Raw genomic sequence first — 11,304 nt, forward strand, 5'->3', positions numbered from 1 at the left:
GCCAACCCCCTTGGAGAAGTCGTCATGACCATGCCCGAGCACGGTGCCGCCTGGCACGACGCCCGCTACGACATGCCCGTCGGCCGGCAACTGGAGCGCTACGACGAGCTGGCCGCCAAGAGCGCGTCGTCCCGTGCCCGGATCGAGCTGGTGGCCCGGGGGATCTACGACCCGGCCCGGCACGGAGCCGATGAGCGGCCTCCGCTCACCGTCGCCGAGCACCTCGAGTTGCTGGCACTGGCGGAGAGCATCGCGCGCACCGTGCGCCACCCCTCCAACGTCCACCACGCGCTGCTGGCCGGGGTCACCTGGGCCGACATCGCCCGCGTCACCGACTCCGACGAGCCGACCGTTCGGCGGGACTACCGACGCTGGGCCGACGATCAGTACGACCTCAACCGGCACGTCCCCGACCGCGGCATGACCGCCGACGAACACGCCGCCGCGATCACCAGGGCCGCGGAGGGGCTCGGGGGCACCTTTCCGCCGACCGAGGCGTCCTCGGACTCGGACTCGGCGGCACAGGACGGCGGCCTCATGGTCGCGCCGGGTCATACCGGTTCGCGCCCGCACGCGTAGGGGTATCTCGGACGTCCCGGCCGGGAAGTGGATCACGTCCGGGTTCGTCATCGCGGATGCCGTGCCGTTCGCCGCCACCGTGATCGGACCGCTGCGCCGCAGGACGACCCCGGCGGGTTCCCCCCGCTCGTTCCCGGGCCCCGTTCCGCGTGATGGTCTCGTGGCTGGTGAACCTGATCGGCCTCCCGCCCGACTGTGCAGGGGAACGGGAGGGCGAGATGAACGATGAGCTGCTGGTGGTGCGCGCGCAGCTGGGCGAACGCGCGGCCCTGGCCGAGCTGGTGGCCCGCTGGCGAGTGCCGGTGTGGACGTACGTGCGCCGCATGCTCGACGCCGAACGGGCCGACGACGTGACCCAGGAGATCTGGCTGGCCGTGGTCCGTGGCCTGCCCCGGCTGCGAGAACCCGGCCGGTTCGCGCCATGGCTGTTCACGATCGCCCGGCGGTCGGTGAGCGACCGCCTGCGCGGCGAGTACGCCCGGGCGCGGGAGGACCTCATGGCGGACGACGTGCTCGTCGAGGACCCGGTCGAGGCCATGGTGGATCGCGCCGGGCTGGTGGACGCGCTGTCGGGCCTGCCGGTGCCGGAACGGGAGATCCTCGTCCTGTTCTACCTGGAGGACCTGGCGGTGGAGGACTGCGCGCGGATCTGCCAGGTCCCCGTCGGCACGGTGAAGTCCCGGCTCAACCGTGCCCGTCGAATGCTCCGAGAACACCTGCGCGAGAAGGGACACCGGTCATGACCGAGGAGGAGCCGCGCCTGTCGGCGCGGGAGACGATCGAGCGGCTGACACCGGCGCTGTCGCCGGGAATGCGGGTCCGGGCGGTGACGGCGCTGCTGGCCGGGCTGTCCGGCACGGTGTTCGTGGTCGCGCTGTGGTCGTCCGAGCCGGGTCCGCTGCCCGGCCGCACGCACCTGGCGTTCACCCTGTTGACCGTTTTCTGCCTTGCCTGGGCCGGCTACGGAGGATGGCTCCTGAGGAACAGGGTGCCGCTGTTCGCCGCCGAGCAGGTGATCGCCGCCTGGATCGCTCTGGCGGCCTCGACGTCCGTCACCGCGCTCACGACCGTCGTCGCCCTCCAGCGGGGGACGGGTCCGGTCCTCGTACTGGCGACCGGGGGTCTGTTCGTCGGGGCGGCGTCGGTGCTGGCCGTGCGCGCTCACGCCCGCCGGGCGGCACTGCTGCGTCGCGTGCGCGACCTGACCGGCGGGGAGGAGGCGTGAGATCGGGACGGGGCGTACTCCCTCACGGGCCTACCGTGCCCGCCTCCCGGCTCGCCGGTGTCCGGAACTCGCCGTCGACACGGTGACCCTCCTCGACCTCAACGCCCGCTGTCACCTGTGGGGGGTCGACCCCGTCTCGCCGGCCTTCACCGTGTCGTTCGTCTGCGAGGCAGCCGAGCGGGGGTTCCTGGACGAGCGCCGTCTCGGTGTGCCGCCGCCGGCCTTCGGGGACACGCCCGCGCTCGTCGGGTTCCTGGAGGCGGTGGCGCTGGGAAGGGAGCCCGTGCGCCCTGCCTGTCGCTCTTCGCCGGCCCCCCGGTCCGCGAGCTGGACCTGCCGGGCATCGCGCGCCTGGTGGGCGCGGTCACCGGCTGGCGGACGAGCGACGGCGAGCTGTTCGTCTGGGGCAGGCGACGCTGGCAGCTCATGCGCGTCTACAACCTGCGCGAGGGCCTGAGCGCCGCCGACGACGCCCTGCCCCGGCGCTTCCACGAGGAGCCCGTCGACGCCGGGCGCCACGCGGGGGTCCTGCTCGACGAGGACGCCTTCGCCGCGGCGCTACGGCTGTACTACAGGCTCACCGGATGGGACGACGACGGCGTCCCGACCCGGGAGACCCTGCTGGCGCTCGACCTGGCCTGGGCGGAGGTCCATCTCACCCGTCCCTGAGCCTCCGTCCGGACCCCGGGGCCGAGGACACGGGAGGCGGGCACGGGCGCGTGCGCCGGCCCCCGGGAAGGACGCGGGTCAGAGCCAGTCGCGGCGTTTGAACACCACGTACAGCGTGAGGCAGACGCCCGCCATCATCAGGACCGCGAACGGGTAACCCCAGGTCCAGTGCGTCTCGGGCATGACGTCGAAGTTCATGCCGTAGATGGTGCCGACGAGGGTGGGGGCGAACAGGATCGCGGCCCAGGCGGAGATCCGCTTGACCTCCTCGTTCTGGGCGTTGCTCGCCTCGGTGAGGTTCGTCATGTGCTCGTTCTGGGCCTGGGCGACCATGGTGGAGTTGACCACCAGGATGTCGTGGAGCATCTGGCGGAACCCGCCGACCCGCTCCGCGACGGTGATCGTGTGGTCGGCCACGTCCCGCAGGTAGCGCTGCAGTTCCTGGTCCACCCCGTACTTGGCGGCGCCCGCGATGAACCCCTCGATCATGCCGAGGAGCGGCTGGGTGGCCCGCTGGAACTCGATCACCTCGCGGGACAGCTCGTAGATGCGCCGCGAGACGCCGGGCTCGTTGCCGAAGACCTGGACCTCGATCTCGTCGATGTCGTTCTGCAGGCCCGCGACGACGGGGGCGTACCCGTCCACGACCGCGTCCAGGATGGCGTAGAGCACGGCCTGCGGCCCCTGGGCGAGCAGGTCGGGGTCCTGCTGCATCCGCCGGCGGACCTGGGACAGGTCGGGGGCCTCGCTGTGCCGCACGGTGATCACGAAGTTCGGGCCGACGAAGACGTGCAGTTCGCCGAAGTCGACCTCCTCGGTCTCGTCGAGGTAGCGCGCCGGGCGGAGCACCACGAAGAGCGTGTCGCCGTAGCGGTCGGCCTTGGGCCGCTGGTGGGCGACGATCGCGTCCTCGACGGCGAGCTCGTGCAGGTCGAACTCCTCGGCGACGTTGAGGATGACCCCGTCCTCGGGCCGGTAGAAGCCGATCCAGGCCATGCCGTCGGGGGTGTTCTTCAGGCGCTCGAACGCCTCGGGCAGCGATCCGGGGGTGGCCTCGCGGCGCCCTCCGACGTAGATCGCGTTGTCGATGACGCGCGAGCGGGGCGGGGGCGGCTCGTTCCCGGCGAACCTGGGGTCCATCGACCGCTCCGGGGAGTCCCGGGCGGTGCTGGAACGACCGCGCACCAGGCTCCGCAGGCCCCTTCGTCGCCGGTCGGTCACACGTCTCTCCTCATCGTGCGCTCATGAACTCCTGCAGTGACTGCATGGCCGTGCTGCGGATTCTCGCCCTGAGCATAGGGGTCCAGCCGAGAACGATCCCGACCGGCCTGCCCATCGCCATCTTGGACCAGCGTTTGAGGTCGAAGTCGTCGTGGTGGCGGACGATCAGGCCGTCCTCGAAGCGGAACTGGGCGTCGATCTCGTTGACGACCTTCCTGCCCGTCCTGGCGAAGGTGTAGCGGGCGGTCCAGTGCGCGGCGCCCTCGTGGTCGCGGGCGGTGACGTCGCGGACGGTCACGCTGAGATCGGCGCTGCTCCCGAGCAGCATCCGCCACATCCCCATGACCCTGTCGCGCCCTTCGAGCTCCTGGAAGACGGGGTCGCCGAAGGTGACGTCGGGGTGGTAGCAGCGCTCCATCGCGTCGGCGTCGCGGCGCGCGAAGGCGTCGTAGAACGTGTCGATGAGGGCGACGTTCCGATCGTTCACGAGTCTCTCCCGACCGTCAATGTCCTGCGGACCGAGTGTAGTGTGCGCGGGGGCCGAGACCCCGGCGGCGCCCGGAGAGCCGGAATCATGTTCGGCGCGGCCCGGCTTTGTCGTCGCCGTACCGTCGGACGTGGGACGCTTTGCTCCCGTGCCGTGAAGGAGAGGTGAGCGTTGTCCGACGTCTGGGTGACCCTGACCACGGCCCGTTCCGGGCCGCCCCTGTGGGTGGTGCTGCTGTCGGCGCTGGCGGCCCTGGGCGTGGTGTCGTGGTCCACCTCCTGGCAGTTGTCACGGGGGCTGATCACCATCGCCCACGAGGGCGGGCACGCGCTGGTGGCACTGCTCACCCGGCGCAAGCTGGAGGGGATCCGGCTGCACTCCGACACCTCGGGCGTGACCCTCACCAGGGGGAAGCCGCGCGGGCCCGGCATGATCCTGACCGCCGCCGCCGGGTACGTCGCCCCCTCCCTGCTGGGGCTGGGCGGGGCCTGGCTGACCGCCTCCGGTTACGTGGCGGTGCTGATCACGGCCGTGATCGGGCTGCTGTTCTGCATGCTGCTGCTGATCCGCAACCTGTTCGGCGTGGTGAGCCTGCTGGTCACCGGCGGCGCCATCGCCGCCTTCACCTGGTACGCCGCGCCCGACATGGACGCGATCATGGCCTACCTGGCCGTGTGGTTCCTGCTGCTGGGCGGCGTGCGGCCGATCGTGGAGCTGCAGGGCAAGCGCCGTCGCGGCCGCGCGCCCGACTCCGACGCCGACCAGCTCGCCCGGCTGACGTTCCTGCCCGGCGGACTGTGGGTGTTCCTGTTCCTGGTGGTGGCGGGCGCGTGCCTGGTGGGCGGGGCCTACCTGCTGCTCCCCCCGGCGTTCGCGCCGCTCTGAGCGGTTCCGTCCCCGGCCGGCCCGATGCGTCCGGTGAGGAACTCCTGCTCGGCGGCGTTGTCGCTGAGCGCCAGGGCCGCCCGGTAGGCCCGCACCGCCGCGGCGTCGCGGCCGAGGCGGTGCAGCAGGTCGGCCTTGGTCGCGTGCAGGTAGAGGTACCCGGCCAGCCGTCCCTGTCGTTCGAGCGCCTCGACCTCGGCCAGCGCGGCCTCGGGGCCGTGCACCATCGACGTCGCCACCGCGCGGTTCAGCGCCACGACGGGTGAGGGCCAGATCCGCAGCAGCTCGTCGTACAGGGTCAGGATATGCGGCCAGTCGGTCTCGGCGTAGCCGGGGGCCTGGGCGTGCAGCGCCGCGATCGCGGCCTGCAGGGTGAAGCGGCCCGGTGGCCCGGCGGTGAGCGCCCCGACCACGAGCCGGTCGGCCTCGGCGATCATGTCGCGGTCCCAGGCCGAGCGGTCCTGCTCGGCGAGGCGGAGCAGCCGGCCGCGGGCGTCGGTCCGCCCGGCGCGGCGCGCGTGCTGGGCGAGCAGCAGCGCCAGCAGCCCGGCCACCTCACGGTCGGCGGGCAGCAGGAGCCTCAGTGTGCGCGCCAGGTCGAGCGCCCGCCCGGTCAGCTCGTCGCGGACGAGGTCCGCGCCCGAGGGCGCGCCGGTGTCGTCGGGCCCGAGCAGCAGGGGCAGCTTCGTCTCCAGCGTCCGCCTGCGGCGGATGGTGTTGAGCGCGTTCCGCCGCGCGACCGTGGTCAGCCAGGCGCCGGGGTTGCCGGGCACGCCGTCGCGCGGCCAGGTCCGCAGGGCCTGGACGCAGGCGTCCTGCACGGCCTCCTCCGCGGCGTCGATGTCGCGGGTCACCCGCACCGTCGCGGCGAGCACGTAGGCCCACTCGCGACGGTGCGCGTCGGCGACCGCGGCGGCCGCCCGTTCGGCGGCGTTCAGTTCCCCTGCTCCAGGACGTCGAAGCCGATCAGCGGCCTGACCTCGACGCCGCCGTCGACGACCGGCGTCAGCCTCGCCAGTTCCAGCGCGTGGTCGAGGTCGCGCGCCTCCAGGACGAAGACCCCGGCCAGGGCCTCCTTGGTCTCGATGAAGGGACCGTCCGTCACCAGGCCGCCGCGGACGGAGGTCGCCGTGCCGGGCTGTTCCAGCGCCAGTCCGGCGACGATCCGGCCCCCCAGCCCGGCGATCCGCGCGGGCAGCTCCTCGTGGGCGCGCATGACCTCCGGCGGGATGTCGGCCACGCCCCCGGAGGTCTCCCGCTCGTAGATGAGCACCGTGTACCTGGCCATCACGCCTCCCGCTCGTTCGTGAACACACCGTTCAGCCACGCGGCCCACCGCCGCCGAGCGGTCCCCGCGTCCGCGTCCCCGGCGAACAGGTGGTGCGCCACCCCGACCGGCCATCCCCACGCGTCCCTTCCGAAGAAACGGTGGAGCGCGTCGGCGGACCGCACCCCGAGGAAGGCGGGCGCCGCGTAGTCGCCCGGGGAAGTGGCGCAGGTACTCGCCGAAGGAATGGTAGTAGAGCTCGGTGTGCCGCCGGCACGCGTCGAGCTCCGCGAGCCGCGTGTCGTGGTCGCCCGTGACGACGCCCCGGTGGGTGAGGTTCAGCAGGGTGCCGGCCGGGGTGTGCCGGAGCCGGTAGTCCAGCTCGTTGAACTCGTCGGCCTCCGGCGGGGTCCGCGTGGTGAGGTGCCGTGGCGGTTCCCAGACGCTCACCACGCCGCCCCTGCCGGTCAGTCCCCGCTCGGCCCCTCCGGCCCGGGGCTCGTAGTCGATCTCCCAGTACCAGCCGGAGGTGTGGAGCGTGAGCGCCTCCCACACCTCCCGCGGGCTCGCGGGCAGCTCCCCCTCTCACGACGACACGCGGGAGTGGCCGGAATCGCCAGCGGCGCGGAGGAATTCACGGCCGGCCACGATCACCCACGGTGACCGGCGACTGCCGTGCCGTGGCTTCGAGGGGTCGGCCGGGACGGGCGGTCGCCCGGCGGGCCGACGGGCGGGCGGGGGCGTGCCGGGAGCGGGATACCGGGGAAGGCGGGCCTGGGAGCGGCGCACCGGGTGCCCCCTCGGGGCGAGGGCCCGGCACGACGACACGTCCGCTTACCCGATTCGTCTGAGTATGCGATTCATATCATGATGTTTGGGTAATTATCAGACACTTAACCCTAAGACCGTTACACCGTGTAACCGTACGCCCCGATCGAACACCCGGGCATTTCCTCACGTTTATTATCGGGAATATCGTTTCCTTTGGAGAGGCGCTCGATGTCGCATCCCGCCTGTCTCGTCGGAGCGGCCGGGGCGGGTGTGCTTCTGGTCTCGCTGGGCGTCACCTCGGCCCTCGCCCTGCGTGTCAGGCGGCTGCGCCTCGAACGGGAGCGGGCGCTCTCCCGCGCCTACGAGGGGTTCGCCCGCGACATGCACGACCTCGTCGGGCACTGGCTCTGGCTGGCCGCGATCAAGGGGGAGCTGGCCCATCGCCGGGCGGCCGGCGACGGGCCCCTGCGCGAGGACCTCGAAGAGGTGCTGCGGGCGGTGCGGCAGGCCGCGCACGCGGTGCGGAACATCTCGGCCGCGGGCCGCCGGCTCTCCTTCCCCGGTGAGGCCGCGCGGGCGAAGGTGCTGATGGAGGGCTTCGGGGCCTACTGCTCGGTACGGGTGGACGTGGACGGCCTGCCCGGCCCCGTGAGCGCGGCGCTGGGCGCGGTGGTCCGCGAGGGCGTGACGAACATGCTGCGCCACAGCCGGGTGACACGGTGCGCCATCGAGCTGGTGGAGCAGCGCGGGAGGCTGCGCCTGACCCTCGTCAACGACGGCGCCCCCCGGCGGGAGGCGTTCCCGCCCGGCAGCGGCGTGGGCAACCTGCGCCACCGCCTGGAGGAGCTGGGCGGCACCGTGCGGGCTACCGGCGGCAAAGACGGGTGGTTCACCCTGATAGCCGAGCTTCCTGGTAGTTTTTCCGAATAACCTTCACGTCCCTCGCGAAAGTGCAGGTAGCGCACACCGTCACGGTCGGATGTGTGAGTTTCGCATATGCGAGTGGTTCACTTTGTAACTGGTGGTTTCTCGGGTTATCCGTAATTCTCTCTTCTGGAAGACAGCAGGGGAGAATGCCGTGGATGACCAGTATGAACTTTATTGCCTGGCGGACCCGCTTTTCTACGACACGCTCGACGGCCACCGGGGAGAGCACCCCGACTTCGCGCTCGCGAACCGGGAGGTGCCCGAGGGCTGGCAGCACCAGGCGACCGACACCTGGATGCACTACGCGCCGCTGAACGGCCGTACGCCCTTCCAGGGCTGGAAGATCCACGTCTCGGCCCGCGTCGAGGACGCCGAGCGCGCCATGGAGGCGGTCTGGGAGTACTGCGTCCCCCGCGGGATCGCCTTCAAGTTCCTCCGCAGCCTGCCGGTCATGACCATGCTGAACTCCAAGGCCGCCCCCCGCGGCGCCAGCGGCAAACTCGTGACGATCTACCCGGTGGACGAGGCGCAGCTCGAGCTCACGCTCAAGGAGCTCGACGAGCTGCTCAGGGGCGTCGAGGGGCCGTACATCCTCAGCGACCTCCGCTACGGCGACGGCCCGCTCTTCGTCCGGTACGGGGGTTTCGCCGGGCGGCGCTGCCTGGCCGACAACGGCGAGCTGGTGCTGGCCATCGAGGACGGCGAGGGGCGCCTGGTCCCGGACGTGCGCGAGCCCTCCTTCGGCGTGCCGTCCTGGGTGACGCTGCCCGCCTTCCTCGAACCGCACCTGGCCGCCCGCAACGCGGTCACCACCGAGGGGCTGCCCTACCGGGTCGAGAGCGTCCTGCAGTTCTCCAACGGCGGGGGCGTCTACCTCGGCGAGGACGTGCGCACCGGGGAGCGGGTCGTGCTCAAGGAGGCCCGCCCGCACGCCGGGCTGGACGCCGCCGGCCGGGACGCCGTGGCGCGGCTCGCCCACGAGCGCGACATGCTGGAGCGCCTGGCCGGGCTGGAGGCGGTGCCCGCGCTGATCGACTACTTCACCCTGGGCGGCCACCACTTCCTGGTCGAGGAGTTCGTCGACGGCAACCCGCTGCAGCGCAAGCTCGTGCACCAGTACCCGCTGACCAGGGCGACCTGCGACGAGGAGACCGTCGCCGAGTACACCGCCTGGGTGCTCGACATTCTTCCCAAGGTGCGCCGGGCCGTGGAGTCCCTGCACGAGCGCGGGGTGGTCTTCGGCGACCTTCACCCGAACAACATCCTGGTGACCGAGGACGGCCGCCTGGTGCTGATCGACTACGAGGTGGCCACGCTGACCGCCGACCGCGGCCGGGCGGCGCTCGCCCACCCGGCGTTCAGCGCGCCGGCCGGGCGCCAGGGCGTCGATGTCGACCTCTACGCCATGGCGTGCCTGTGCCTGGGCCTGTTCGCCCCCCAGCTCACGATCATGCTGTCGCTGGACCGCGCGAAGGTCGTCGACCTGGCCAGGATGATCCGTGAGACCTTCCCGGTGCCGGCCGAGGTGATCGACGAGGCGGTCCGGACCATCACGGGCCCCGAGCCGGCGGCGGTCACGCCGGTCCCGAGACCGGGCGCCGACGGCTGGCCCGCGCTCCGGGAGGCGATGACCCGCGCCATCCTGGCGAGCGCCACCCCGGAGCGGGACGACCGGCTCTTCCCCGGCGACGTCGCCCAGTTCCAGCCCGGCGGGGGCGTGAACCTCGCCTACGGCGCGGCGGGCGTGCTGTACGCGCTGGAGAGGACGGGCGCCGAGCGGCTTCCCGCGTACGAGGACTGGCTGCGCGCCAGGGCGCTGGCCCCCGCCCCCGGCACCGGGGTCGGGTTCTACGACGGGCTGCACGGCGTGGCCTACGTCCTCGACCTGCTCGGGCACCGCCAGGACGCGATCGACACGGTGGACCTGTGCCTGCGTGAGAAGTGGGAGTCGCTCGAGCTGGGGCTCTTCGGCGGCCTGGCCGGCATGGGCCTGAACCTCCTGCACCTGGACGGCACCACCGGCGAGCGGGCCTTCGGCGACCTGGCCATGAAGATCGCCGACATCTGCTCCGACCGGCTGGGCGGCCCCGACGACGTACCCGAGATCAGCGGGGGCGGCAACGCCCGCGCGGGGCTGATGTACGGCTCCTCCGGACCCGCCCTGCTGTTCCTGCGCGCCTACGAGCGCACCGGCGACCCCTCCCTGCTCGAACGGGCCGCCGTCGCGCTCCGCCAGGACCTGCGGCGCTGCTCCACCGGCGAGGACGGGACCCTTCAGGTGAACCAGGGCTGGCGCACGCTGCCCTACCTGGACGAGGGGTCGGTGGGCATCGGCGTGGTCCTCGCCCGCTACCTTGCCCACCGCGACGACGAGGCCTTCCGCGCCGCGCTGGACGGCTGCCGGCTCGTCACCCGGGGGCGGTACTTCGTGCAGTCCGGCCTGTTCGCCGGCCGGAGCGGCATGATCGGCGCCCTCGGCTGGGGGCTGGGCCCCGAGCCGCGCGACTTCGCCTCCGCCCCTGACGACCACCCCTACCTGGCCGAGCAACTCCGCGGGCTGGACTGGCACGCGCTGCCCTACGGCGGCGGGCTGGCCTTCCCCGGCAACCAGTTGCTCAGGCTCTCCATGGACTTCGCGACCGGCACGGCCGGAGTCCTGTTCGCGATGAGCGCCGTGCTGCACGACCGGCCGGTGTTCCTCCCCTTCATCGAACCGCCCGGCGAGACGAACGACCTGGCAGGGGCGTCCGCGCACGGAACCGCCGGGCGGTTTGGCCCCTGCGACACAGCGAAGGAGGTGTAAAGAAATGGTCCTTCTCGACCTGCAGTCCCTCGAGGCCCCCACCGGCGGCGGTGGTGGCGGTGGCGGCAGCACGCTGACCGTCCTCGGTTGCGAGTCCGCCAAGCCCAGCAACCTGAGCCTGGTCCTCTGCCACTAGTCCACCCTCTCCACCTCACCTCGAAAAAACCCAGAAACGGAGCGATTCCCATGGTCCTTCTCGACCTGCAGTCCCTCGAGGCCCCCACCGGCGGCCACGGCGGCGGCGGCAGCACCCTCACGGTCCTGGGCTGCGAGTCGGCCAAGCCCAGCAACCTGAGCCTGGTCCTCTGCCACTAGTCCACCCTCTCCACCCCATCTCGAAAAAACCCAGAAACGGAGCGATTCCCATGGTCCTTCTCGACCTGCAGTCCCTCGAGGCCCCCACCGGCGGCCACGGCGGCGGCGGCGGCAGCACCCTCACGGTCCTGGGCTGCGAGTCGGCCAAGCCCAGC

14 protein-coding genes and 1 pseudogene are annotated in these 11,304 nt (G+C 72.1%); 11 read left to right on the forward strand and 4 right to left on the reverse strand.

Annotation, left to right across the window (positions count from 1 at the left end; all coding sequences use genetic code 11):
- Nucleotides 1-24 precede the first annotated feature (24 nt).
- The 5 genes and pseudogenes from AB0G16_RS17265 (at nucleotide 25) to AB0G16_RS17285 (ending at nucleotide 2,473) form a co-directional block, all read left to right on the forward strand.
- Entirely contained in the window at nucleotides 25-579 is a 555-nt protein-coding gene (locus tag AB0G16_RS17265; RefSeq protein WP_362805557.1) for a hypothetical protein, read from the forward strand.
- Nucleotides 580-797: 218 nt separating this feature from the next.
- Nucleotides 798-1,322: a sigma-70 family RNA polymerase sigma factor gene (locus AB0G16_RS17270; RefSeq protein WP_362805559.1), complete on the forward strand. Its 525-nt coding sequence runs from the start codon at nucleotides 798-800 to the stop codon at nucleotides 1,320-1,322.
- Nucleotides 1,319-1,804 carry a hypothetical protein gene (locus tag AB0G16_RS17275; protein WP_362805561.1) on the forward strand — a complete coding sequence of 162 codons (486 nt, stop codon included), beginning with the start codon at nucleotides 1,319-1,321 and terminating at the stop codon, nucleotides 1,802-1,804. The genes AB0G16_RS17270 and AB0G16_RS17275 overlap by 4 nt, the downstream gene beginning before the upstream one ends.
- 82 nt (nucleotides 1,805-1,886) lie before the next feature.
- Nucleotides 1,887-2,069: pseudogene (locus tag AB0G16_RS17280) on the forward strand (aldehyde ferredoxin oxidoreductase C-terminal domain-containing protein); the annotation flags it as partial.
- Nucleotides 2,070-2,137: 68 nt separating this feature from the next.
- Nucleotides 2,138-2,473, forward strand: a complete 336-nt coding sequence (locus AB0G16_RS17285) for an aldehyde ferredoxin oxidoreductase C-terminal domain-containing protein (protein ID WP_362805716.1) — start codon at nucleotides 2,138-2,140, stop codon at nucleotides 2,471-2,473.
- Between the two features lie 78 nt (nucleotides 2,474-2,551).
- On the opposite strand, the gene AB0G16_RS17290 is transcribed toward AB0G16_RS17285, so the two are convergent.
- Nucleotides 2,552-3,694 (reverse strand): magnesium and cobalt transport protein CorA, encoded by a 1,143-nt coding sequence (locus AB0G16_RS17290; RefSeq protein WP_362805563.1) that lies wholly within the window; start codon nucleotides 3,692-3,694, stop codon nucleotides 2,552-2,554.
- A 10-nt stretch (nucleotides 3,695-3,704) separates the two neighbouring features.
- On the reverse strand, nucleotides 3,705-4,181 hold the full coding sequence (locus AB0G16_RS17295; protein WP_362805565.1) for a nuclear transport factor 2 family protein: 477 nt from the start codon (nucleotides 4,179-4,181) through the stop codon (nucleotides 3,705-3,707).
- Nucleotides 4,182-4,352: 171 nt separating this feature from the next.
- Between AB0G16_RS17295 and AB0G16_RS17300 the strand changes: the two genes are divergently transcribed.
- A complete protein-coding gene (locus AB0G16_RS17300; protein WP_362805567.1) occupies nucleotides 4,353-5,066 on the forward strand; it encodes a M50 family metallopeptidase in 714 nt (237 codons plus the stop codon).
- On the opposite strand, the gene AB0G16_RS17305 is transcribed toward AB0G16_RS17300, so the two are convergent.
- On the reverse strand, nucleotides 5,030-5,941 hold the full coding sequence (locus AB0G16_RS17305; RefSeq protein WP_362805569.1) for a DUF6596 domain-containing protein: 912 nt from the start codon (nucleotides 5,939-5,941) through the stop codon (nucleotides 5,030-5,032). The genes AB0G16_RS17300 and AB0G16_RS17305 overlap by 37 nt on opposite strands.
- Nucleotides 5,942-6,000: 59 nt before the next feature.
- Nucleotides 6,001-6,909 (reverse strand): YciI family protein, encoded by a 909-nt coding sequence (locus tag AB0G16_RS17310; RefSeq protein WP_362805718.1) that lies wholly within the window; start codon nucleotides 6,907-6,909, stop codon nucleotides 6,001-6,003.
- Nucleotides 6,910-7,332: 423 nt separating this feature from the next.
- Between AB0G16_RS17310 and AB0G16_RS17315 the strand changes: the two genes are divergently transcribed.
- From AB0G16_RS17315 to AB0G16_RS17335, 5 genes are all read left to right on the forward strand, one after another.
- Nucleotides 7,333-8,034 (forward strand): histidine kinase, encoded by a 702-nt coding sequence (locus AB0G16_RS17315; RefSeq protein ID WP_362805571.1) that lies wholly within the window; start codon nucleotides 7,333-7,335, stop codon nucleotides 8,032-8,034.
- Nucleotides 8,035-8,182: 148 nt separating this feature from the next.
- Nucleotides 8,183-10,834 (forward strand): class III lanthionine synthetase LanKC, encoded by a 2,652-nt coding sequence (lanKC, locus tag AB0G16_RS17320; protein WP_362805573.1) that lies wholly within the window; start codon nucleotides 8,183-8,185, stop codon nucleotides 10,832-10,834.
- Between the two features lie 4 nt (nucleotides 10,835-10,838).
- The gene (locus tag AB0G16_RS17325; protein WP_362805575.1) at nucleotides 10,839-10,970 is read left to right on the forward strand and encodes a SapB/AmfS family lanthipeptide; all 132 of its coding nucleotides are present in this window, start codon (nucleotides 10,839-10,841) and stop codon (nucleotides 10,968-10,970) included.
- A gap of 50 nt (nucleotides 10,971-11,020) precedes the next feature.
- Nucleotides 11,021-11,149: a SapB/AmfS family lanthipeptide gene (locus tag AB0G16_RS17330; RefSeq protein ID WP_362805577.1), complete on the forward strand. Its 129-nt coding sequence runs from the start codon at nucleotides 11,021-11,023 to the stop codon at nucleotides 11,147-11,149.
- A gap of 50 nt (nucleotides 11,150-11,199) precedes the next feature.
- Nucleotides 11,200-11,304, forward strand: a 105-nt coding sequence (locus tag AB0G16_RS17335) for a SapB/AmfS family lanthipeptide (RefSeq protein ID WP_362805720.1), incomplete at its 3' end; no start/stop codon positions are given.

The organism is Streptosporangium sp. NPDC023615, from assembly GCF_040640155.1.
Classification (GTDB): Bacteria; Actinomycetota; Actinomycetes; order Streptosporangiales; family Streptosporangiaceae; genus Streptosporangium.

What these genes read in the sequence shown, in the direction of transcription:
- AB0G16_RS17265 (WP_362805557.1), top strand. Translation starts at nt 25, where the DNA reads ATGACCATGCCCGAGCACGGTGCCGCCTGGCACGACGCCCGCTACGAC.
- AB0G16_RS17315 (WP_362805571.1), top strand. Translation starts at nt 7,333, where the DNA reads ATGTCGCATCCCGCCTGTCTCGTCGGAGCGGCCGGGGCGGGTGTGCTT.
- AB0G16_RS17330 (WP_362805577.1), top strand. Translation starts at nt 11,021, where the DNA reads ATGGTCCTTCTCGACCTGCAGTCCCTCGAGGCCCCCACCGGCGGCCAC.
- AB0G16_RS17325 (WP_362805575.1), top strand. Translation starts at nt 10,839, where the DNA reads ATGGTCCTTCTCGACCTGCAGTCCCTCGAGGCCCCCACCGGCGGCGGT.
- AB0G16_RS17270 (WP_362805559.1), top strand. Translation starts at nt 798, where the DNA reads ATGAACGATGAGCTGCTGGTGGTGCGCGCGCAGCTGGGCGAACGCGCG.
- AB0G16_RS17275 (WP_362805561.1), top strand. Translation starts at nt 1,319, where the DNA reads ATGACCGAGGAGGAGCCGCGCCTGTCGGCGCGGGAGACGATCGAGCGG.